We start from the raw sequence: 21,117 nt of genomic DNA on the forward strand, positions 1-21,117 counted from the left end.
GCGCACCGGCGGCATCCGGGCTGCCGGTGAATGGTGAAGCGCTGCTGTCGTGGCCGTCGTGATCGCCGGTCCCGGCGGCCGAGTCCCCGGTCTCGGACGTGATGTCGCCGTGGGCGTTCGGGTTCGTTGTCGCGGCGCCTGAGCAGCGGGCGGCTTCGGTCGCGGAATTACCTGGTGCACCTGCCGGATTAGGGCTGCCGACGCACGTTTCGGCGGTGGTGTTGTGGCCGTCGTGATCGCCCGGTGGACGAGTCTCCGGTCTCGGACGTGATGTCGCCGAGGGCGTTCGGGTTCGTTGTCGCGGCGCCTGAGCAGCGGGCGGCTTCGGTCGCGGAATTACCTGGTGCACCAGCGGAATTCGGGCTGCCGACGCACGTTTCGGCGGTGGTGTTGTGGCCGTTGCGATCGCAGGCCCCGGTGGCCGAGTCGCCGGTGTGGGTCGTGGTGCCGCCGCGGGCGTTCTAGTTCGCCGCTACGGTGCCCGCGTCGCCAGGGGATGTGGGCGCGGAGCTGTCGCGCGCGCTAGCGGCATTTGGTTTGCCCGTGGACGCTGGGGCGGTGCTGTTGTGGCCCTTGCAATCGCCGCGCGCGGCGTCCGAGCTGCGAGTGTTGGGCGCGGTGGCGCTGCGGTTGTCCTGGCTGGTTGCCGGGGTGTCGTAGGCGCCGAGAGAAGCATGCGCGGAGCTGCCGCGTGCGTCGGCGGTGTCTAGCCCGCCTGTAGATGCGGAGGCGGTGCCGTTGCGGGTCTGGCGGTCTTCCGGCGTGGTGTCCCCGCTGCCTGTGGTCGATGACCCGTTGCCGCCGTGGGCGTTCGGGTTCGTTGTCGCGGCGCCTGTGTCGCCAGGGACGGTGGGTGCGGAGCTGTCGGGTGCACCGGCGGCGTCCGTGCCGCCGGTGGATTGTGGGGCGGGGTCGTTGTCTCCCTTGCGCTCACCGCGCGCGGCGTCAGTGCTGCCGGTGTTGGGTGCGGTGGCGCCACGGTTGTCCGGGCTGGTTTCCGGGGTGCCGTAGGCGCCGAGTGAAGCATGCGTGGAGCTGTCGCGTGCGGCGGTGTCTAGGCCGCCTGTAGATGCGGAGGCGGTGCCGTCGCGGGTCTGGCGGTCTTCCGGCGTGGTGTCCTCGCTGCCTGTGGTCGACGACCCGTTGCCGCCGTGGGCGTTCGGGTTCGTTGTCGCGGCGCCTGCGTCGCCAGGGGATGTGGGTGCGGAGCCGTCGAGTGCACTGGCGGCTGTGCTGCCGCGTTCCGGGGCGGTGCCGTTGCGGCCCTTGCGATCGTCGCGCGGGGTCGCCGAGTTGTCGGAGGACGCGCCATCGGACCCGTTGCGGCTCTTGCGGTCGCCCGGCGCGGTGTCCTCGCTGCCTCTGGATCTCGATCCGGTGCTGCCGTACATGTTCGGCGAGCTGTCGGGTGCACCAGCGGTGTCTGCGCTGCCGGGGGATCTTGGGGCGGTGTCGTTGCGGCTCTTGCGGTCGCCCGGCGCGGTGTCCTCGCTGCCTCTGGACCTCGATCCGGTGCTGCCGTACATGTTCGGCGAGCTGTCGCGTGCACCAGCGGCGTCTGCGCTGCCGGGGGATCCTGGGGCGGTGTCGTTGCGGCCCTTGCGATCGCCGCGCGCGGCGTCCGCGTTGTCGGAGGACGCACTCTCGGACCCGTTGCGGCCCAGCGGCTCTGCCGTATTGTCCGGCTCGGCGCGGACCTTTTCCGCTACGCCGTCGCCGCTACTGGCCGCGACTTCGGCGGTGCGGGGTGCGGGGCGCGCGGGCACAGGAACGGTCTGGCTCGGTAGCCGGGCCGCGACGCGGAATCCACCGCTGGGTCGCGGGCCCGCGGTCAGCGCTCCGCCGAGGGCGTGCGCCCGCTCGCGCATCCCGATGATCCCGTTGCGGCCGCCGGAGCCGGATCGGAGCGCGGGGGCGGTGGGGCGGGCGTTGTCGATGGTGAGGTCGACGGAGCCGACCGCGTAGCGGACGGTGACCGTGGCGCTCGCGCCCGGCGCGTGGCGCACCACGTTGGTCAGGGATTCCTGAACGATCTGGGCCGCGACGGCGTCGATTTCGCTGGGCAACGTCTGCGGTTCGCCGATGACGCGGGTCTCGACGGTCAGCCCGGCCTCACGTGGCCGCCGCAGCAGCGCGTCCAGATCCCCGATGCTCGGCGCGGGCGGACGTGGCGCCTCCTGCTTCTTCGGCGGCTCGGCCGGGCGGGATTCGGAGCGCGGCTCACGGACGGCGGCGCGCAGGTCCTCCGGCTGCTTACCCGGCTCCGCCGTACCGGACACCCTCCGCTGGCTCGGCGCCGCGCGCCGCAGACCGCGCAGGCCGCGCGCGGGACGCGGCGCCTCGGTCGAATCACGCTGCACCGGTGCGGTTTCGGGGTCCGCGAGCGTCGCGCCCATGCGGATTGTCTGGAGCAGGGAGTGCACCTCGGCCAGCGATTCCTTGCTCGCCGCCTTGATCGCGGCGAGCGCCGTCCTTGCCTGCTGCGGCCGCTTGTCGAACAGCTCCAGCGCCACCGAGGACTGCACGTTGATCAGCGAAAGACTGTGGGCCAGTACGTCGTGCAGCTCCCTGGCGATGGCCAGCCGCTCCTCGGTCGCGCGGCGTTCCCGCTGCGCCTGCTCGTCGCGACGGGCGGCCTCCTCGCGTTCCTTGCGGGCCTCCAACGTCGCTTGGCGCTGGCGCAACCCTTCGGCCGCACCGATGAGCACGGCCGACCACGCCAGCATCCCGAAGACCTGCCAGCCGTTCACCGACTCACCGAGCGACGCGGGCAGTGGCCACACGAAGAGTACGAAGCCGATCGGCACGAGTGGGTATGTCCACCAACGGGATCCGATCGTTCCCGCGGTGAGGAAGGCGATCACCAGCGAGACAAAGATCGGACCGTACCCGTAGCCGAGCGCCAGGTAGATCCCGCACGCGGCGAGCGCGATCACCAGCACCGGCAGCGGCTGAACGCGCCGGAACGCCAGCGCCACCGGCCCCGCGATCAGCAGCAGATAGCCGAGCACATCCAGCGACTGCGTGCCGGTCTGGTGCAAATTGGCGCCGCGACCCCCGGCCACCTGGACTACCGCGACGATCAACGCGAGGCCCCAGTCCCATACGACCGAGCCACGATTCGCTATGCCTGGCGCACTCACCCTTGCAGCCTAAGGCGTACCTTCGCCTTCGCTTCGGCCATGCGCAAACTTTGGACAGACTTCGTCCGGCTGCACCGTGCGCGAAGTGCCGTGCTGGCGATGCCACAGAGGCTGTTGACGCCTCGCATAGGCATCGGCTGTGTGAGGCGTGTGAACGGTGTGTGCCGTGGCTAGCCTCGGGCGCTTGCTAGCTGCCGATTGCGGAGGTGCGCCAGGTGTGCGAAGTGCCGCCTCGGCAACGCCACAGAGGTTGTCGACGCCTCGCATAGGCATCGGCTGTGTGAGGCGTGTGAACGGTGTGTGCCGTGGCTGGCACGCCTACTCGCTGCCAATTGCGGAGGTGCGCAGGGTGTGTGAGTGCTGCGCTGGCGATGCCACAGAGGCTGTTGACGCCTCGCATAGGCACCGGCTGTGTGAGGCGTGTGAACGGTGCGTGCCGTGGCACGCCTACTCGCTGCCAATTGCGGAGGTGCGCAGAGTGGGCGAAGTGCCGCGCTGGCGGTGCCACAGATGTTGTTGACGCCTCACATAGGCACCGGCTGTGTGAGGCGTGTGAACGGTGTGTGGGAGCGGCGAATTGGGTGGTGGCTAGCGGGATTCGCTGAGGAGGGTGTGGGCGATTCGGGTCAGGCCATGGGTGATGGCGGGTGGGGTGAGGCCGCGTTTGCGTTGTGCGAGGTAGACCTCCGCGGCCAAAGGTGCCAGGAGTGCGTCGACGAGTGCGTCCGGATCGCGCACGTCCGCGGCGAGCAGCAGTGCACGCACGTGGGCGTACCAGAATCCGTAGGCACCGGTCGCGAAGCGGGCGCCGCCGGTTTCCGCACCGAGGACCAGATGGGCGTGGTCGTCGAGGAGTTCGACCATCGCCTCGTAGAAGGCGGCCAGGCGGTCGGCTGGGGACGCGCCGGGGCCGAGGGGTGGTTCGCCGTGCAGCAGGCGCTCTTGGAGGGCGCGTTCGTGCGCGTCCAAGAGCGCGACGGCGATCGAATTCGTGTCCGGGTAGCGGCGATACAGCGTGCCGCGGCCGACGCCCGCCGCCTTGGCGATGTCGTCCATGGTGACCGCGCGCGGATCGCGGCTGGCGAAGAGCTTCGCCGCCGCGGTGAGGACCTTGGCGCGGTTGCGTGCCGCGTCCGCGCGTTCGCTCGGTTGATCGAGCGGTGCGCCGGTGAGCAGATCCGAACGGGCGTCCATGACAGCGACTCTAGCGGAGCTCGGAGTAAGTGGACAGTTCGTCCGGTTGCCTGTTAGCGTCAAACCGGACAATGTGTCCGTTTGATCGAAAGGGCTGAACCGTGAAACGCAGTGAACGAATCAGTTGCCAAGGCGCGGTGCACTTGCTGGAGTCGAGAGTCGGTGGGGCGCAGGCATGAGCGAAAGCAGTGAGCGAATCGTGTGCCAGCGCGTCGTGCGCATGCCGGAGCCGAGTGTCAGTGAGGTGCAGGCATGAGCGAGAGCAGTGAGCGAATCGTGTGCCAGCGCGTCGTGCGCATGCCGGAGCCGAGCGTTAGCGAGGTGCAGGCATGAGCACTTTGTTGCACCTGGACGCGAGCGCCCGTCGGCGTTCCATCAGCCGGGAACTGAGCGCGGAGTTCGCCACCGCTTGGCGCGTGGAGCATCCGGACGGCGGGTACCTCTACCGCGATCTGGCGGCGCGGCCCGTGCCGTTCATCGGCGAGGCGTGGACCGAGCTGTGCGACGCGGTGCTCTCGCGCGGCGGCTTCGACCCGGAAGAGCTCGACGGACTGGCGGCGACTCCGGCGCAGGCCGCCGCGCTCACGATCCTGCGCCCTCTGCTGGACGAAGTGCTTGCCGCCGACGTGATCCTGATCGGCACCCCGATGTACAACTACTCGATTCCGGCCGTGCTGAAGGCCTGGCTGGACCAGCTCACCCTTCCGCGAATGTCGTTGGGACATCGCCGTTTCGTGGTCGTCTCCGCGCGCGGCGGCAGCTATTCGCCCGGCGCGCCCAAGGCGGCTTTCGACTATCAGGAGCGCTACCTGCGCGACTTCTTCGCGGGCCACTTCGCCGTCACCGACACGGTTTTCGTGCACGCCGAACTGGCCAACTCGCGCCAGGACCCGGCACTGGCCGACCGCCGAGCCGAACACGACGACTCGTACGCGAAGGCCATCGAAGCCGCCCGCTCCCTCGCGGCGCGGTACTGAACCGTGCGCCGAAATGACGCGAGTACCTAAATGACTGGAGCACCGAAATGAACTGGCTCGTACTAGGTCTCGCGGGCCTCGTCGAGATCGTCTGGTCGCAGAGCATCAAACCCACCGAGAACTTCACCCGCCCACTACCCACCCTCGTGTGCTTCGTCCTGGGCAGCCTCGCGGTGTATTTGCTGTCCAGGGCCATGCAGACGCTGCCCGTCGGCACCGCCTACGCCGTGTTCACCGGCATCGGCGCGGTGGGCGCGATCGCCCTCGGCATCGTGGTGCACCGTGATCCGTTCAGCGCGGGCCGAGTGCTCGCGCTCGCGCTGGTTCTCGGCGGCATCGTGCTCGCCCGGGTGACCAATCCCGAGTGACCGCCGATCACGTCGGGGCAAACGCTGTGGGGGCTCTGGGCGCGGGGTATATGGTCCGGTGATGGTCGACCAGTCAGTTCGTCTCCCGGATCTGTCCGCACGGCCCCACGAGCTCACCGTGGAGCGGGTGATGAAAGCACCGCCGAGCTTGCTCTACGCCGCATGGACACGGGGGTTCGACATCTGGTTCGCCGCCCCGGATTCGGTGCGGATGAGGCCAGCGGTGAACGAACCGTTCTTCTTCGAGACCGAGTTCGAGGGCAAGCGCAACCCGCACTACGGCCGTTTCCTGCGACTGGAGCCGGAGCGTCTCGTCGAGCTGACCTGGGTCACCGGCGAGAGCGGCACCGAGGGCGCCGAGACGGTGGTGAGCGTGCAGTTCGTCAAGCAGCCGCGCGGCATCCGGCTTCGCCTGCGCCACTCGGGGTTCGCGAGCGAGGCGGCCAGAGACCGGCACCGCGCCGCGTGGCCGCAGGTGCTCGAGCAGCTCGATCAGAAGCTCGGCGCGGTCGGCTGACGGCTCGCCCACGGAAGCGGTGTCCACGGTTTGGCTGTGCGGGTAGGTTCTAGCCTGCACGAGTTCGGCTCACTTCGTGAAAGGACAATGATGCCAACACGTACCGCGCGCACCGCTTGGACCGGAGGTCTGCAGGACGGCTCCGGCCAGGTGGAGCTGACCAGTTCGGGCGTCGGCAAGTACGACGTGTCGTTCCCGAAGCGTTCCGCGGAGGAAGCCGACGGCACAACCAGCCCCGAGGAACTGATCGCGGCCGCGCACTCCTCCTGCTACGCCATGGCGCTCTCGGCGCAGATCGGCAACGCGGGCGCCACCCCCGAAAGCCTTGACGTCACCGCCGACGTCACCCTCGGCCCCGACCCGGCGGGCGGCTTCCGCATCAACGCGATCAAGCTGACCGTCCGCGGCCGGGTGTCCGGCATGGACGCCGACGGCTTCCTCGCCGCCGCCGAGGCCGCCAAGGCGGGCTGCCCGGTCTCCAAGGCGCTGGCGGGCGTCGACACCATCAGCCTGGACGCCGCGCTGGCGTGACCGTTCGATTCCCCGCACCCCTCGCGTCGAGCGGGGGGTGCGGGGAGTCATGCGGTCGCGCGACGGGCGAAGTACGCACGGGCGTCGGGCGCGTACATGGCCGGGATCGCGACGAACACGGCGAGCACGTGGATCGCGCGCAGTATGCCGAGGCCGAGCGAGCTCGGGGTGACGGACACCGCCTCGCCCGAGAGCAGCGCCGTCACCGGTTCGACGAGCAACGAGGCCAGGCCGAGCACACCGATCCCGAGCACGAGCGCGAGCCGTGCGACACGGTCCCCGCGCGCCATCCGCATCACCACTGCCAACACGAACAGGTAGATCGCGAAGCGCAGGGCCAAGCCGACGGCGAGCCCTGGCACGTCGGCGTCGGACCGTTCGAGCGTCATCGCCGTGCGCGCCAGCGCCTCGCCGACCCCGGCGAGCAGCGCGATGACGAAAGCCGTCACCGCGAGCCTCACGGAGCGCGGCGAAGCGACAGCGGAACCAGAAGGGGCAGTGCCGGTCATGAGACCGACACTGCCCCTGAACTTCTGAACGCGGATCACCCCGCAGTAGCGACCTCGCTCCGTACCTGGGTGCTACGCCCAGCGAACTCGGTGAGCGCCGCGAAGCCGAGGCCGAGCGCCGCCCACAGCGTGGCGGAGACGGCGAGCGACGCGACACGGAACTGCCACAGCAGGCTCGGCGGGAAGTCGGCGGAGACCTCGTCGACGCCGGGCAACAGGACGTAGCCCAGCGTGGTGATCAGCACGAACGCCGCGACGCCCGCGATAAGCCGGACGGTGTCCAGCTGCCCGCGCAGCAGCTTGTACACGTAAACCCCCGCGCCGACGGCCGCGAGGCCGAGCAGCACCGAGGCGACCCACAGCAGGGTGCGATCGTTGATGGTCTCCGGGTCGCCCACCGCGGGTGGGTTCGCCGGGTACTTGAAGAACGGCACCGCGACGATCGCGGCCCAGCCAGCGACACCGAGCCCGATCGCCAGTTTCGGACCGGACAGTGCGGTGTGGCGCCGCGCGAAATGCGCGACCGAGGCGAAGATGGCGCCGAAGGCGAGACCGCTGAGGCCGAGCGCCAAGAACTGCCCGAACTTCTGTCCGGGCCTGCTGACCAGCGGCTCTTCCTCGTCGCCGTGGGAGTGACCCGCGGCGGGTTCTTCGGGCGCGTGGTGCGACTCTTCGGTGGCCGCGTTCGCCTCTTCGATGGCGATCGCCGCGTCGACCTTGGGTTCACCCACGAAATAGCCAACCGTGGCGGCAAGCAGACCGGCGATCAGACCGGCGAGCAGGCCGCGCAACAGCAGGGTTTTGAGGGATCCGGCCAAGGGGACGGCGGCCGACGGAACGGGTTGGTTCAGTGGCACGGAACACCCAGCAGATGGCGTCCGTCATGCATCAGCTCGTGCATGAACATCCCGCTGCGCGAGATGGCGCCCTGATCGAAACCGACCAGGTACAGCGTGAGCAGTGCGAGCAGAACGACACCTACCGTGACGAGCACGGTCGCCAGCGAATCGGTCGCCTGGCTCGGTGAATGCGCGATGGCCATTCGAGTCCTCCTAGGGATACGTCCCTGCCGGGTTGTGGCCCGGCCGGGGCGCTTTCGCGTCCCGTGAGATGGGTGCGATGGGTGCCGGTGTCTGGCTTTCCGGCACCTTGCCTGCCCCGCCAACTCGGCGGAAGACGGACTCGATGCTTGGAACACAGTGGCGCGACCGCTCCGGAATCACACCGGAATTACCGCATCACCCTCGCTTGGTCACCTCGAACTGTGACACCACGGCGCGCCCGTCGTCAACACGGTCGACGCCTGTTGACCACGGTGTGGGCGAGTCGTTACCCGCCGGAACTCAGGACGCGGGCTTGGCCGCGACGTCCATGACGACCTCGAACTCGAGCAGCGAAGCGCCGGTCGAGACCGGCTTCTTGTCGCCGCTGCCCGCGTGCGCGGCCCGGGCCGGACCGTCCCGCCACGCGGCGAAGGATTCCTCGGAATCCCACTGGGTCACCACGAAGTAGCGGTTCTCGCCCGCGACCGGACGCAGCAGCTGGAAGCCGAGGAAGCCTGGCGAGTTCTCCACCGCGTGCGCGCGGTGCGCGAACCGCTTCTCCAGCTCGGGTCCTGCGCCTTCGGGAACCTCGATCGCGTTGATCTTCACGACAGCCATGAACTCGACAATACGTCGCCCGTTCGCGGGCGACCGCGCGCCCGGACGAGCACGGGGGCACAATCGACCCGATGTGGTACGACGAAGGCGGAGCAGGCGTGCCGATCCTGCTGCTGCACGGTTTGATGGGCAGCGCGCGCACCTGGGGCGACCAGCTGGACTGGCTGCGGGCGCACGGGCACGTCTACACCTACGACGCCGCGGGCCACGGCCGCCCTGCCCCGCCCGAACTGACCACCGAGGCCTTCGTCGCCGACCTCGCCGAGGCCACCGCGCACCTCACCGAGCCGATGGTCGTGATCGGCCATTCCATGGGCGCGCTGCACGGCTGGGTGTTCGCCGCGCACTATCCGGAGCGGGTGCGCGCGCTGGTGGTGGAGGACATCGCCCCCGACTTCACCGGACGTACCGCCGCGGACTGGGCGGCCATGATCGAGGCGTGGCCGCAACCCTTCCCGGACGCCGACTCGGTGCTCGAGTACTTCGGCCCGGTCGCCGGTCGCTACTTCTTGAACTCCTTCGAGCACGGCCCGGACGGCTACCGGCTGCACGGCTCGGTCGCGACCTTCCGCGACATCTCCGAGGAGTGGGGCACCCGCCATTTCTGGGAGCAGTGGCGGGCCGTGCGCGTCCCGGTGCTGCTGATCGAGGGCGAGCACACCATCACCCCGGCCGGGCAGATGCGCGAAATGGCCGAGACGAACGCGAACGCGGAGTACGTGCTGATCCCGGACGCTGGGCACTTGGTGCACGACGACCAGCCCGAGCGCTACCGCGCCGAGGTCGAGCGATTCCTGCGCGGGGTTTTGGACTAGGCGAAGTTCGGCCAGACCGAAGGTGACCCCCACCCACCGGACGGACCAAATGTCACCTTCCGTCGGCGGCTACGGGCGCGAGTGAGATCGACAGAAGGTGGCATTCGGTCGGTTCGGGCCGGTGGAGGTCACCTTCAGTGGGGTCGCTCCGGGCGACCGACTAACGATCGCCCTCGCCCGCGAGCGCGAACAATCCATCGGCCGTCTGCTCGATCAGCCCGTCGATCAGCAGGGAATCCAGCGCCCGGTCCCGCTGGCCTGGATCGCGGGTCCAGGCCAGGTCGAGCCGCACCCGTTCCACCGGCCCGGTCGCGGCGCGCAACACATCGAGCAGGCGGCCGCGGGCCTGGCGGTCGGTGCCCTCGTACTTCTGGGTCCGGCGCACCACCTCCGACACCGGACGACCGGCGGTCACCCAGGCGCAGGTCGGCAGCGGGCAGCGCGCGCAGTCGGGCGTGCGCGCGGTGCAGACCGTCGCGCCGAGTTCCATCAGCGCGGCGGAAAACCTTGCCGCGCGGTCGATTTTCGCGGGCAGCAGCGCCTCGGTCTCGGCGAGGTCGCGCGCGGCCGGGTTGCCCGCTTCGGCGCGGCCGTGCACGGCGCGCGCGACGACCCGGCGCACATTCGTGTCCACCACCGGCACGCGCTGGCCGTAGGCGAAGCAGGCGACCGCCCGCGCGGTGTAGGCGCCGATGCCGGGCAGCCCGAGCAGCACGTCCACGTCGGCGGGGACCTCGTCGCCGTGTTCCTCGGCCAGCACCCGCGCGCACTCGTGCAGCCGCAGCGCGCGCCGCGGATAGCCGAGCTTGCCCCACGCGCGCAGCACTTCGGCTTGGGAGGACGCGGCCATCGCCGAGGGCACCGGCCAGCGCGCCACCCACTCCAGCCAGATCGGCTCCACCCGCACCACGGGTGTCTGCTGGAGCATGATCTCGCTCATCAGGATCTGCCACGCGGTCACGCCGGGGCGTCGCCACGGCAGGTCGCGGGCGGTCTCGGCGTACCAGTCCAGCAACACGTCGGCGTCGATGCCGCGATCGCCGATCTGTTGCAGGGTCGGGGTGATCCGACCTGTGCCGCTACGCATTACCCTCACCGTCCCCGCCACCCGGCGGCCAGTCGATATTTGCCGACCCGTAACGAACCTGACTCGCCGGTAGCGAATACCTTGTGCACAATGGTCGGTATGTCTGATTCAAACCCGATCAGCGCCTGGAAATCTCTCCGCGAGGGCAACGAGCGTTTCGTCAACGGCACGCTTCTGCATCCTAACCAGGGCGCAGCCGACCGGGCCAAGCTCGTCGGCGGTCAGCATCCTTCGGCCATCCTCTTCGGTTGCGGCGACTCGCGCGTGGCCGCGGAGTTGATCTTCGACCAGGGTCTCGGCGACATGTTCGTCGTGCGTACCGCGGGCCACGTGGTGGACAGCTCGGTGCTCGGTTCGATCGAATACGGCGTGCACGTGTTGAACGTGCCGCTCATCGTGGTGCTCGGACACGACAGCTGCGGCGCGGTGAAGGCCACCGTCGACGCGCTCGACGGCGGCGAGGTCCCCGGCGGGTTCATCCGCAGCGTCGTGGAGAAGGTGTCGCCGTCCATCCTGATCGGCCGACGCGAGGGCCTGTCCGACGTGGACGAGCTCGAGGCAAGGCACGTGGTCGAGACCAGCAAGCTGCTCATGGAGCGTTCGTCGATCATCGCCGAGCGGGTGAAGGCGGGCGAGCTCGCCATCGCCTGTGTCACCTACAAGCTGGCCGAGGGCCAGATGAAACTGCACAGTGCCGTCGGCAACATCGGCGAGGTCGCCTGACCCGTTCGCGGAGCGGAGTTTCCCCAGCGTGCCGGGTGCGTCGCACCCGGCACTACGGCGTCGTCCAGTCCGACACGCCGAGGTCCTGAGACACCGCGCCCGGTGCTGCCCGTAAGTTTGAATCGTGCTGGAACCGACTGGACCGCTGCCTCCGGAGATCTACTGGCGTCGTCGCGTTTTCGCCATCGGAATCCTGGTCGTTGCGCTCGCGCTGGTGATTTGGCTGGTGGTGATGGCCGTGCGCGGTGGCGGCTCGCCCGGTGACGTCAAGGCGGCCGCGACGAGTTCGACCTCGTCGGTGAAGAAGTCGGGTGATACGCCGAAGTCCTCGCCGAGCGCGGACGCTCCCAAACCATCGGTGACACCCGCGGCCAGTCCGGCTCCGGTGGCGGCCGGTCAGTGCCCCGATCAGTCGCTCGCGGTGAAGGTGACCGTCGAACAGCCCACCTACAAGGCGGGCGAGCAGCCGGTGTTCGGCATCGTCATCACCAACATCTCCTCGGTGACCTGCGCCCGCGACGTCGGCTCCGGGTTGCAGCAGATCTCGGTCTACACCCTCGACGGCAGCCGCAAGCTGTGGTCGAGCACCGACTGCTATCCGGACGGTCAGCCCGACGTGCGCAATCTGAATCGCGGTGAACAGGCCGCATTCCAGGTCACCTGGTCCGGCTCGACATCCCAGCCGAATTGCGCGGGCGAGCGCGTCCCGGTCCCGCCGGGGGCGTATTCCGTTGTCGCGCAACTCGGTTCGGTGCGCAGCGCGGCCGAGCCGTTCAATATCGCCTGAGCCGCTTCATCGTTCCCGCTCGAACGGGTTGTCCGCGCCCGCTTCGGCGAGGCGGGTCAGCCCGTCGCGGATCTGCCGCGCCCTCGGCACCCCGATCCCGTCGACGGCCTGTAGATCGCCCGCTGTCGCGACCAAAAGCCCTTGTAGCGAGCCGAACGAGTCGACCAGCGATTCGATGTGGGTGAAGCGCAGCCGGGGTATCCGGGTGAGCACCCGGTAGCCGCGCGGCCGCATCGGCAGGTCCAGCGCCTCGATGGTGCTCGGATAGCCAAGCGGCGCGGCCAAATTGGTGAGATCCAGCAGTTCGTCGTCGCTGAGCATGTCCAGCCCCGCCATCGCCCGCTCTACCTCCGACACGTACACATGTCGGCGGTCGGCGCACGAGCAGTCTGTGTTCTCCCGTTGCGGGGTACTTGTGTGGGGAACCGAGCCATCAGCAGGCACACCCGTCCCCGCCACCTCTGAGACATACACATGTCGGCGGCAGGTGCACGAGCAAACCGTGTTCTCCCGTTGCGGGGTACTTGTGTGGAGAACCGAGCCATCAGCAGGCACACCCGCCCCCGCCACCTCCGACACGTACACATGTCGGCGGTCGGCGCACGAGCAGGCCGTGTTCTCCGGTTGCTGGGTACTGGTGCGGAGAACCGAACCATGAGCAGGCACACCCGCCCCCGCCACATGTCGGTGGCCGGCGCACGAGCAAACCGTGTTCTCCCGTTGCGGGGTACTTCTGCGGAGAACCAAACCATCAGCAGGCACACCCGCCCCCGCCCCCGACATGACCGGCTCGCAGGCGAGGTAGTCGCGGACGAGCAACTCGCGCAGCCAAGCGCTGTCGCCGACCAGATCCTCCAGTTGCAGCGCGAGCTGGCGACCGTCGGCGCCGAGCTCCAGCACGCTCTGCTCGATCTCCTTGGCCAGCCGCCGCACCAGTTCAAGGCGCTGGGCCGCCGACAGCGCGTCGCGCAGGGTGACGACGTCCTCGATCTCGCTCTCCGAAAGCTGCTCGCACACCTGGTCCAGCCGCGCCTTGTAGCGCTCCAACGTGCCGAGCGCCTGGTTCGCCCTGGCCAGGATGGTGGCCGACGGCTCGATGAGGTGGCGGACCTCACCGAAGTACAGCGTCATCGTGCGCATCGACTTGCTCACCGCGATCACCGGGTAGCCGGTCTGGGCGGCGGTTCTTTCGGCGGCACGGTGTCTGGTGCCGGATTCCGCGCTCGGCAGGTTCGGATCGGGGACCAGGTGCACGTTGGCGCGCAGGATGCGGGCGCCGTCGGTGGAGAGCACCACCGCGCCGTCCATCTTCGACAGCTCGCGCAGCCGGGTCGGCGCGAAGTCGACGTCCAGCTCGAATCCGCCGTCGCAGATTCGCTCGACGTCCGCGTCGTGGCCGAGCACGATCAGGCCGCCGGTGCGGCCGCGCTGGATGCGTTCCAAGCCGTCCCGCAGCGGCGTGCCGGGAGCCAGCCGGGTGACGATCTCGGGCAGCCGGTTCCGCGTGGTCGTCGTCGGGATCGGGGGACATGGCGCGACGGGGGCCGGTCTGCCGAGCAGATACGCCGCCCACCGCCCTGGTATCACTCGGCCGCCTCGTTCCGCGCCGCCCGCCGCGCGCGCAGGCCGCTGATCCGCAGCGCGGAGCCGACGTCGGTCACCTCGTGAATCTTCATGCCCCCGCCCTTCATTCGTTCCAGCCCCGGCGGCACCAGCGCGGTGGTGAAGCCGAGCCGCTGTGCTTCGGCCAGCCTACGTGCCACGCCGGTCACCTTCCGCACCTCGCCGGCAAGGCCGACCTCGCCGAGTATCACCCAGCCAGGCGGCAGCGCGGTGTCGGATTCGGCGCTGGCGATGGCGAGCGCGATGGCCAGGTCGGCGGCGGGCTCGACGAGCCGCATGCCGCCGACCGTCGCCGCGTAGACGTCGTGCTTGCCGAGGAAGACCCGGCCGCGGCTCTGCAACACCGCGAGCACCATGGCGACCCGGTTGTAGTCGAGCCCGCTGACCGCACGGCGCGGCGCGGGAATCTCGGTCTTCACCGTCAGGCCCTGCACCTCGCCGACCAGCGGACGCTTGCCGTCCATCGCGACGGTCACCGCGGTCCCCGGCACCGAATCGGTGCGGTGGTGCAGGAAAAGCCCGGACGGGTCGTCGACGCCCGCGATGCCTTCCTCGTGCAGCTCGAAACAGCCCACCTCGTCGGCGCTGCCGAACCGGTTCTTGATGCCGCGCACCATGCGCAGCGCGGAGTTCTTGTCGCCCTCGAACTGCAACACCACGTCGACCAGGTGTTCGAGGGTGCGCGGGCCCGCCACGTTGCCGTCCTTGGTGACGTGGCCGACCAGCAGCACCGCGATCCCGCTCGCCTTGGCCAGCGAGGTGAGCGCCGCCGTCACCGCGCGCACCTGGGTGACGCCGCCGATCACGCCGTCCACGTCCGGCGCGAGCATGGTCTGCACCGAGTCGACGACGAGCAGCGTCGGCCGCACCTGTTCGACATGCCCGAGCACGATCGACAGATCCGACTCCGCCGCCAGGTACACCCGCTCGTGCACCGCGCCGGTGCGATCCGCGCGCAGCCGGACCTGACCCGCGGACTCCTCCGCGGTCACATAGAGCGCCTTCTCGTCGCGCTGCTTTGCCCACCGGTGCGCGACCTCGAGCAGCAGCGTCGACTTGCCGACGCCCGGCTCGCCGGAGAGCAGCACCACCGACCCGGCGACCACCCCGCCGCCGAGCACCCGGTCCAGCTCGCCGACACCGGTCGGCCTTGCCTTGGTGACCTGCGAATCGATCGAGGAGATCGGGGCCGCCGCGGTGCTCGGCAGCATCGCGCGCCTACCGGGAGCGGCGGCCGACGCGGCCGAGACGGCTACCTCGTCGACCGTGCCCCACGCCCCGCAGTCCGGGCACTTGCCCACCCACTTCGCGACCTCGTGCGAGCAGGCGGAGCACCGGAAGATCGGCTTGTTCTTTGCCACACGCGCACCTTACGTACCGGGCCCGACAGAACCCGGATAGGGAAAAGGCTGCCGCACCGTGTGCGACAGCCTTCGTTCTCGGTCCGCTGGGGGCGGAACCCTCAGTGGCCGCCGCCGTGACCGCCACCGGCGGCCGGGCCCGACTTGTCGGACTGATGGCGCTCGGCCTCGGTGCCCGCGTCGACCGGCACCTGCACCTGCACGGTGCCGTTCTCCTTGAAGTTGAACGAGACGGTGTAGGTCAGACCGGGGGTGATGTCCTTGGTGAGGCCGGTGATCTCGATGGTGGCCGGCTTGGCCTCGGGGTCTGCGGCCTGCTGCTTGGTCGGCTGCGAGCCGTGGCTGTCCGAGCCGTGGTCGTCGCCGTGCGAGTCGGCCGAGCCCTGGCCGCCCTGCTCGGAGGCCGCAACGACGACGGTCTGCTGCGGCGCGAGCTTCACCGACGACGCGCCCGACGGCGGGGTGATCTTCACCTGACCGAGGTCGGTGGTGACGCTGGTGAGCTCGTCGGTGACGGTCTCGCTGTTGTTCACGATGGACAGCGCGATCAGCGCCTTGCCGCCCTGCGCATTGGTGTAGCCCTCGGACGGGTACACGATGTGCACGTTGCGCAGCGAGATGTCCTCGACCTCGGCGTTGTTGCCGTTGATGGCCGGAGCCTGGTTCGCGGTCTGGGAGACCTGCCCCGCGCTGCAGCCGGTCAGCGCGAGCGCGGCGCCCGCGGCGAGTGCGGCAACAGTCACCATGAGACGTGGCTTCCGCGCCCCCGACGAGGCGGTCACAGCATTCAGGGCAGTCACGGGTTGTCCTCCATGTCGACCGGGATCACTCCGCTACGGAGAGTAGTAACTAGGCAGCGTAGTAGTCGACACCGGGGACCCGTCGGTCGGGCCGGGGTGTCCGCTCCGCGACACCGCCGTCGGTCGGCATCCGTTGCATAACGGTTCGGTGGCCCGGGGGTGCGGTTGCGGGCCGAGTGCCGGGGCGCCTCGCGGGACAGGGGCGAGTCGGCGCAGGTGGATAACTCGTTCTGGCACAACGTAATGCACACCGCACGGGTTCTGTCAACCCCCTCGGTCCGCTCGTTGTGGCCCTGACCTGCACAGTTGATCGCGCCGTTACCGAGTCGCATGTTAAACTGTGAACATCGAAAGGGGCACGGGACACATGATTTTTAAGGTCGGAGACACCGTCGTTTACCCCCACCACGGAGCGGCGCTGATCGAAGCAATCGAGACTCGCACCATCAAGGGTGAGCAAAAAGAGTATCTGGTCCTGAAGGTCGCCCAAGGCGATCTGACCGTTCGCGTACCCGCGGAAAACGCCGAATACGTCGGCGTGCGCGACGTCGTGGGCCAGGAGGGTCTCGACCGGGTCTTTCAGGTGTTGCGCGCGCCGCACACCGAGGAGCCGACCAACTGGTCTCGCCGCTACAAGGCCAACCTGGAGAAGCTCGCCTCCGGCGATGTGAACAAGGTTGCCGAGGTCGTCCGCGACCTGTGGCGTCGGGAGCAGGATCGTGGGCTGTCCGCAGGCGAGAAGCGCATGCTGGCCAAGGCTCGCCAGATCCTGGTCGGTGAACTCGCGCTCGCCGAGGGTACCGACGACGGCAAGGCCGAGACGCTGCTCGACGAGGTCCTCGCAGCGGCTTCCTGACCGTGAACAACTCTGACAGCGACAGTCCTGTCGTTGCCTTGGTTCCTGCCGCCGGTCGCGGTGTTCGTTTGGGTGAGAACATGCCCAAGGCGTTCGTCGCGGTCGGCGGCACACCCATGGTCCGGCTCGCCGTGGACGGCCTGCTGGCCTCCGGGGCGGTCGACCGCATCATCGTGATGGTCCCCGTCGAACTGGTCGAGAGCGCAGTCGCCCTGCTGCCGCCCTCGGACGCCGTGCGCGTGGTCGTCGGCGGGGCCGAACGCACCGATTCGGTGCGTGCCGGTATCGCCGCCGCGCCGGACGCGGGCTATTACCTGGTGCACGACGCCGCCCGCGCGCTCACCCCGCCCGCGTTGATCGCCCGGGTCGCGGACGAGTTGCGGGCGGGTCGTCGCGCGGTCGTGCCCGCCCTCCCGGTGGTCGACACCGTCAAAACCGTCGACCAGGACGGCGTGGTGACCGGAACCCCCGACCGCGCGGCCCTTCGCGCGATCCAGACGCCGCAAGGTTTCGCGGCCGACCTACTGCGCGCCGCCTACGAGACGAACGTGCTCGCCACCGACGACGCCGGACTCGTCGAGCGGCTCGGCGCCGAGGTGCACACCATTCCCGGCGACCCGATGGCCTTCAAGATCACCACTCCGCTCGACCTGATGCTCGCCGGGACGGTGTGCAACGCGGCGCGGAGCGTATGAGAACGTCGTGACCATGCGAGTTGGTATCGGCAGCGACGTGCACCCCATCGAACCCGGTCGTCCGTGCTGGATGGCGGGTCTGCTGTTCGACGGTGACGACGGCTGCTCCGGCCACTCCGACGGCGACGTGGCCGCGCACGCACTGTGCGACGCGCTGCTCTCGGCGGCCGGGCTCGGCGATGTCGGCGCGGTGTTCGGCACCGGCCGCCCCGAGTGGAAGGACGTCTCGGGCGCCGCCATGCTGACCGAGGTCCGCAGGTTGCTCGACGAGGCGGGCTTCGACATCGTCAACGCCGCGGTGCAGGTCATCGGCAATCGGCCCAAGATCGGACCGCGCCGCGCGGAGGCGCAGAAGGTGCTCGGCGAGCTGCTGGGAGCGCCGGTCTCGGTGTCGGGAACGACCACTGACGGACTGGGACTCACGGGTCGCGGGGAAGGTGTCGCGTCGATCGCCACCGCGTTGCTGCAAGCCCGCGGCTGAGCGAATCCCGGTCTGCGCGATGGCCGTGCGCACGACCGGCCGGCCGGTGACTCGGGACTGCGGCGGCTCTCGATCGAGCCGAGACACGAACGCCCTGCTCCGACCGGGCGGGCGAACCTCAGAGTTCGCGCCGGTCGTGTGTGAGCCTGGACGGAAGTCGCTCGACGACGCCGACTAGGATCGACTGCCGTGACACTGCGCCTCTTTGACACCGAACGCCGAACCATGCGCGATTTCGCGCCGCTGGTTCCCGGCCGCGCTTCGGTGTACCTCTGTGGCGCCACCGTCCAGGGGGAACCCCATATCGGTCACGTCCGCAGCGGCGTCGCGTTCGACGTGCTGCGTCGCTGGTTGCAGGCGCACGACTACGACGTGTACTTCATCCGCAACGTCACCGACATCGACGACAAGATTCTGAACAAGGCCGCCGAGGCGGGCCGCCCGTGGTGGGAGTGGGCGGCCACCTACGAGCGCGCCTTCGACCGCGCCTACGAAGCGCTCGGCGTGCAGCCGCCGTCCGCCGAGCCGCGGGCCACCGGCCACATCACCCAGATGGTCGACCTGATGCGGCGGCTCATCGAGCGCGGGCACGCCTACGCCTCCGAGGGCAACGTCTACTTCGACGTGCGGAGCTTCCCGGACTACGGAAAGCTGTCCGGCCACAAGCTCGACGACGTGCACCAGGGCGAGAGCGCGGGCGAGGGCAAGCGCGACCCGCGCGATTTCACGCTGTGGAAGGCGGCAAAGCCGGGCGAGCCGAACTGGCCGTCGCCGTGGGGCCCCGGCCGCCCCGGCTGGCACCTGGAATGCTCCGCGATGGCCGAGTTCTACCTCGGCGCGGAATTCGACATCCATTGCGGCGGTATGGATCTGGTGTTCCCGCACCACGAGAACGAGATCGCCCAGTCCAAGGCAGCCGGTGACGGTTTCGCGCGGTACTGGCTGCACAACGGCTGGGTGACCATGGGCGGCGAGAAGATGTCCAAGTCGCTCGGCAATGTGCTCTCGGTGCCGAACGTGCTGAAAAAGGTTCGCGCCGTGGAACTTCGGTTCTACCTCGGCAGCGCGCACTACGGATCGATGCTGGAGTACTCGGACAAGGCGCTGTACGACGCCGCGGCCTCCTACCAGCGGATCGAGGCGTTCATCCACCGGGTCGCCGAGCGGGCCGGTGAGATCCCGGTCGGCAAGTGGACCGACGCGTTCGCCGAGGCGATGGACGACAATCTGGCGGTGCCGCGCGCTCTCGCCGAGGTGCACCGCGTGGTGCACGAAGGCAACAAGGCGCTGGAGTCGGGCGCGGTCGACACCGCCCGCGAGCTGGCCGGGCAGGTGCGGGCCATGCTGAACATCCTCGGCGTCTGCCCGTACGACCCGAAGTGGTACGCGCCCGAGGACACCTCCGCGGCGCAGGAGGCGCTCGACGTGCTGGTGCGCGCGGAACTCGATCGCCGCCAGCAGGCCCGCGCCGACAAGGACTGGGGCACCGCCGACGCCGTGCGCGACCGTTTGGCCGCCGCAGGCATCGAAGTGACCGACACTCCCCAGGGCCCCGAGTGGTCGCTGGGCGCCGCGCGCGGAAAGGCGAACTGATGGCAGGGAATTCGCAGCGCCGTGGCGCGGTGCGCAAGACGGGTAGCAAGAAGGGCGCGGTCGTCGGTTCCGGCGGCAAGCGCAGGCGCGGGCTCGAGGGGCGCGGCGCGACGCCGCCCGCCGAGATGCGGACCAAGCACCCCGCGGCCAAGCGCGCCGCGGCCAAGGCCAAGGCGGAGGCGAAGGGTCGCCCAACCGGCCGCCCCGCGGGCCGTAAGACCGAGGACGGTCCCGAGTTGGTGCTCGGCCGCAACCCGGTCGTCGAGTGTCTGCGCACGGGCGTTCCCGCGACGGCGCTGTACGTCGCGGTCGGCACCGAGAACGACGACCGGCTCACCGAGAGCGTGCAGACCGCGGCCGACGCGGGCATCTCCATCCTCGAGGTGCCGCGCACCGATCTGGACCGGATGAGCAACAACGGCCTGCACCAGGGCGTCGCGTTGCAGGTGCCGCCGTACCGCTACGCCCACCCGGACGATCTGCTCGACCGGCTGCGCGGCACGGCCGAACCCGCGCTGCTCGTAGCGCTGGACAACATCTCCGATCCGCGCAATCTCGGCGCGGTTATTCGCTCCGTCGCGGCGTTCGGCGGCCACGGCGTGCTGATCCCGCAGCGGCGCAGCGCGAGCGTCACCGCCGTCGCGTGGCGGACCAGCGCGGGCGCCGCGGCCCGGCTTCCGGTCGCGCGCGCCACGAATCTGACTCGCACGCTGAAGGATTGGGCCAGTCAGGGCATCCAGGTCGTCGGCCTCGACATGGGTGGTGACACCACGCTGGACGAGTTCGACGGCACCGCACCGACGGTGATCGTGGTCGGCTCGGAGGGCAAGGGTCTCTCGCGCCTGGTCCGGGAGAACTGCGACAGCATCCTGAGCATTCCGATGGCCGGTCCGGTCGAGTCGCTGAACGCTTCGGTGGCCGCGGGCGTGGTGCTCGCCGAGATCGCGCGTCAGCGTCGGGCCTGACGGCTCTCGGGTCGAATGTCCCTACGCGCCAACCGTTTCGGCGATGGCGCAGGTGAACGGCGTTTCGCGGCCCGGTGCGAAACGCCCCGTGTCACGCGCGATCCGCAAAATACGCGGAGTTCCCCGGTAGCCCCGTAGAATTCGGCTGGTGGTGATACCCAACCAGCCCATCGGTGCGACGGTCGAGCATCCCAATGCCACGGCCGTGTTGTTTCTCGGCGCGGCGAGCATCTTCTGCTGCGGGGCCCTCGGCCCGGTGGCGTGGGCGTTGGGCAAGCGCGCTCTCGACCAGATCGAGGACTCCGGCGGCGCACTCGGCGGCCGTGCGCAGGTATTGGTCGGCTACATCCTCGGCGTCATCGGAACCGTCCTCATGGTTCTGATGGCGATCCTGTTTCTGCTTATCGTGCTGGGCGGCAACGCCTGAGAAG

General features: G+C 69.5%; 23 protein-coding genes and 2 pseudogenes. 14 read left to right on the forward strand and 11 right to left on the reverse strand.

Annotated elements, in window-relative coordinates; genetic code table 11:
• The first annotated feature begins 243 nt into the window (after nt 1-243).
• Nucleotides 244-465 (forward strand): hypothetical protein, encoded by a 222-nt coding sequence (locus NAM01S_RS26170; protein WP_067790022.1) that lies wholly within the window; start codon nt 244-246, stop codon nt 463-465.
• Here the strand turns inward: NAM01S_RS26170 and NAM01S_RS36775 are convergent.
• Both NAM01S_RS36775 and NAM01S_RS26180 read right to left on the reverse strand, forming a co-directional pair.
• Nucleotides 462-3,143, reverse strand: coding sequence for a histidine kinase (locus NAM01S_RS36775; RefSeq protein WP_255284336.1), 2,682 nt, complete (start codon nt 3,141-3,143; stop codon nt 462-464). The genes NAM01S_RS26170 and NAM01S_RS36775 overlap by 4 nt on opposite strands.
• A gap of 588 nt (nt 3,144-3,731) precedes the next feature.
• A complete protein-coding gene (locus NAM01S_RS26180) occupies nt 3,732-4,337 on the reverse strand; it encodes a TetR/AcrR family transcriptional regulator (protein WP_067790025.1) in 606 nt (201 codons plus the stop codon).
• Nucleotides 4,338-4,666: 329 nt separating this feature from the next.
• Here NAM01S_RS26180 and NAM01S_RS26185 point away from each other — a divergent pair, with 329 nt between their 5' ends.
• From NAM01S_RS26185 to NAM01S_RS26200, 4 genes are all read left to right on the forward strand, one after another.
• The gene (locus NAM01S_RS26185) at nt 4,667-5,314 is read left to right on the forward strand and encodes an FMN-dependent NADH-azoreductase (RefSeq protein ID WP_067790028.1); all 648 of its coding nucleotides are present in this window, start codon (nt 4,667-4,669) and stop codon (nt 5,312-5,314) included.
• Between the two features lie 47 nt (nt 5,315-5,361).
• On the forward strand, nt 5,362-5,682 hold the full coding sequence (locus NAM01S_RS26190) for a DMT family transporter (RefSeq protein WP_067790030.1): 321 nt from the start codon (nt 5,362-5,364) through the stop codon (nt 5,680-5,682).
• A gap of 61 nt (nt 5,683-5,743) precedes the next feature.
• Nucleotides 5,744-6,199 (forward strand): SRPBCC family protein, encoded by a 456-nt coding sequence (locus tag NAM01S_RS26195; protein WP_067790032.1) that lies wholly within the window; start codon nt 5,744-5,746, stop codon nt 6,197-6,199.
• A gap of 90 nt (nt 6,200-6,289) precedes the next feature.
• Nucleotides 6,290-6,730 (forward strand): OsmC family peroxiredoxin, encoded by a 441-nt coding sequence (locus NAM01S_RS26200; RefSeq protein WP_067790105.1) that lies wholly within the window; start codon nt 6,290-6,292, stop codon nt 6,728-6,730.
• Nucleotides 6,731-6,777: 47 nt separating this feature from the next.
• Here the strand turns inward: NAM01S_RS26200 and NAM01S_RS26205 are convergent, their stop codons facing one another.
• The 4 genes from NAM01S_RS26205 to mhuD form a co-directional block, all read right to left on the reverse strand.
• Nucleotides 6,778-7,179: a hypothetical protein gene (locus NAM01S_RS26205; RefSeq protein WP_157107913.1), complete on the reverse strand. Its 402-nt coding sequence runs from the start codon at nt 7,177-7,179 to the stop codon at nt 6,778-6,780.
• A gap of 95 nt (nt 7,180-7,274) precedes the next feature.
• Entirely contained in the window at nt 7,275-8,096 is an 822-nt protein-coding gene (locus NAM01S_RS26210; protein ID WP_084483315.1) for a CbtA family protein, read from the reverse strand.
• Nucleotides 8,087-8,281, reverse strand: coding sequence for a CbtB domain-containing protein (locus NAM01S_RS26215; RefSeq protein ID WP_067790036.1), 195 nt, complete (start codon nt 8,279-8,281; stop codon nt 8,087-8,089). The genes NAM01S_RS26210 and NAM01S_RS26215 overlap by 10 nt, the downstream gene beginning before the upstream one ends.
• A gap of 301 nt (nt 8,282-8,582) precedes the next feature.
• Nucleotides 8,583-8,900 carry a mycobilin-forming heme oxygenase MhuD gene (gene mhuD / locus NAM01S_RS26220; RefSeq protein ID WP_067790039.1) on the reverse strand — a complete coding sequence of 106 codons (318 nt, stop codon included), beginning with the start codon at nt 8,898-8,900 and terminating at the stop codon, nt 8,583-8,585.
• A gap of 71 nt (nt 8,901-8,971) precedes the next feature.
• Here mhuD and NAM01S_RS26225 point away from each other — a divergent pair, with 71 nt between their 5' ends.
• Nucleotides 8,972-9,715 (forward strand): alpha/beta fold hydrolase, encoded by a 744-nt coding sequence (locus NAM01S_RS26225; RefSeq protein ID WP_067790042.1) that lies wholly within the window; start codon nt 8,972-8,974, stop codon nt 9,713-9,715.
• Between the two features lie 160 nt (nt 9,716-9,875).
• Here the strand turns inward: NAM01S_RS26225 and NAM01S_RS26230 are convergent, their stop codons facing one another.
• Entirely contained in the window at nt 9,876-10,802 is a 927-nt protein-coding gene (locus tag NAM01S_RS26230) for an HhH-GPD family protein (protein ID WP_067790044.1), read from the reverse strand.
• A gap of 99 nt (nt 10,803-10,901) precedes the next feature.
• Between NAM01S_RS26230 and NAM01S_RS26235 the strand changes: the two genes are divergently transcribed.
• Together NAM01S_RS26235 and NAM01S_RS26240 are read left to right on the forward strand one after the other, a co-directional pair.
• Nucleotides 10,902-11,525, forward strand: a complete 624-nt coding sequence (locus tag NAM01S_RS26235) for a carbonic anhydrase (protein ID WP_067790109.1) — start codon at nt 10,902-10,904, stop codon at nt 11,523-11,525.
• Nucleotides 11,526-11,649: 124 nt separating this feature from the next.
• Nucleotides 11,650-12,312, forward strand: coding sequence for a DUF7974 family protein (locus NAM01S_RS26240; RefSeq protein ID WP_067790046.1), 663 nt, complete (start codon nt 11,650-11,652; stop codon nt 12,310-12,312).
• Between the two features lie 6 nt (nt 12,313-12,318).
• Here NAM01S_RS26240 and NAM01S_RS37535 read toward each other — a convergent pair.
• The 4 genes and pseudogenes from NAM01S_RS37535 to NAM01S_RS26255 form a co-directional block, all read right to left on the reverse strand.
• Nucleotides 12,319-12,660 (reverse strand): annotated as a pseudogene (locus NAM01S_RS37535) (DNA integrity scanning diadenylate cyclase DisA); the annotation flags it as partial.
• A 447-nt stretch (nt 12,661-13,107) separates the two neighbouring features.
• Nucleotides 13,108-13,833: pseudogene (disA, locus tag NAM01S_RS26245) on the reverse strand (DNA integrity scanning diadenylate cyclase DisA); the annotation flags it as partial.
• Between the two features lie 62 nt (nt 13,834-13,895).
• Nucleotides 13,896-15,296 carry a DNA repair protein RadA gene (radA, locus tag NAM01S_RS26250; protein ID WP_067790050.1) on the reverse strand — a complete coding sequence of 467 codons (1,401 nt, stop codon included), beginning with the start codon at nt 15,294-15,296 and terminating at the stop codon, nt 13,896-13,898.
• A gap of 101 nt (nt 15,297-15,397) precedes the next feature.
• A complete protein-coding gene (locus NAM01S_RS26255; RefSeq protein WP_067790054.1) occupies nt 15,398-16,042 on the reverse strand; it encodes a copper chaperone PCu(A)C domain-containing protein in 645 nt (214 codons plus the stop codon).
• A 421-nt stretch (nt 16,043-16,463) separates the two neighbouring features.
• Between NAM01S_RS26255 and carD the strand changes: the two genes are divergently transcribed.
• The 6 genes from carD to NAM01S_RS26285 all read left to right on the forward strand — a co-directional run bounded on the left by carD (nt 16,464) and on the right by NAM01S_RS26285 (nt 21,113).
• The gene (carD, locus tag NAM01S_RS26260) at nt 16,464-16,952 is read left to right on the forward strand and encodes an RNA polymerase-binding transcription factor CarD (protein ID WP_011206964.1); all 489 of its coding nucleotides are present in this window, start codon (nt 16,464-16,466) and stop codon (nt 16,950-16,952) included.
• A gap of 2 nt (nt 16,953-16,954) precedes the next feature.
• On the forward strand, nt 16,955-17,647 hold the full coding sequence (gene ispD / locus NAM01S_RS26265; RefSeq protein WP_084483316.1) for a 2-C-methyl-D-erythritol 4-phosphate cytidylyltransferase: 693 nt from the start codon (nt 16,955-16,957) through the stop codon (nt 17,645-17,647).
• 13 nt (nt 17,648-17,660) lie between these two features.
• Nucleotides 17,661-18,128, forward strand: a complete 468-nt coding sequence (gene ispF / locus NAM01S_RS26270; protein WP_067790112.1) for a 2-C-methyl-D-erythritol 2,4-cyclodiphosphate synthase — start codon at nt 17,661-17,663, stop codon at nt 18,126-18,128.
• A gap of 189 nt (nt 18,129-18,317) precedes the next feature.
• Nucleotides 18,318-19,721, forward strand: a complete 1,404-nt coding sequence (gene cysS / locus NAM01S_RS26275; protein ID WP_067790061.1) for a cysteine--tRNA ligase — start codon at nt 18,318-18,320, stop codon at nt 19,719-19,721.
• Nucleotides 19,721-20,686 carry a 23S rRNA (guanosine(2251)-2'-O)-methyltransferase RlmB gene (rlmB, locus tag NAM01S_RS26280; protein WP_067790115.1) on the forward strand — a complete coding sequence of 322 codons (966 nt, stop codon included), beginning with the start codon at nt 19,721-19,723 and terminating at the stop codon, nt 20,684-20,686. The genes cysS and rlmB overlap by 1 nt, the downstream gene beginning before the upstream one ends.
• A 148-nt stretch (nt 20,687-20,834) precedes the next feature.
• On the forward strand, nt 20,835-21,113 hold the full coding sequence (locus tag NAM01S_RS26285) for a DUF4190 domain-containing protein (protein ID WP_067790064.1): 279 nt from the start codon (nt 20,835-20,837) through the stop codon (nt 21,111-21,113).
• Nucleotides 21,114-21,117: the final 4 nt, after the last annotated feature.

It is taken from the genome of Nocardia amikacinitolerans NBRC 108937 (genome assembly GCF_001612615.1).
Lineage (GTDB): Bacteria > Actinomycetota > Actinomycetes > Mycobacteriales > Mycobacteriaceae > Nocardia > Nocardia amikacinitolerans.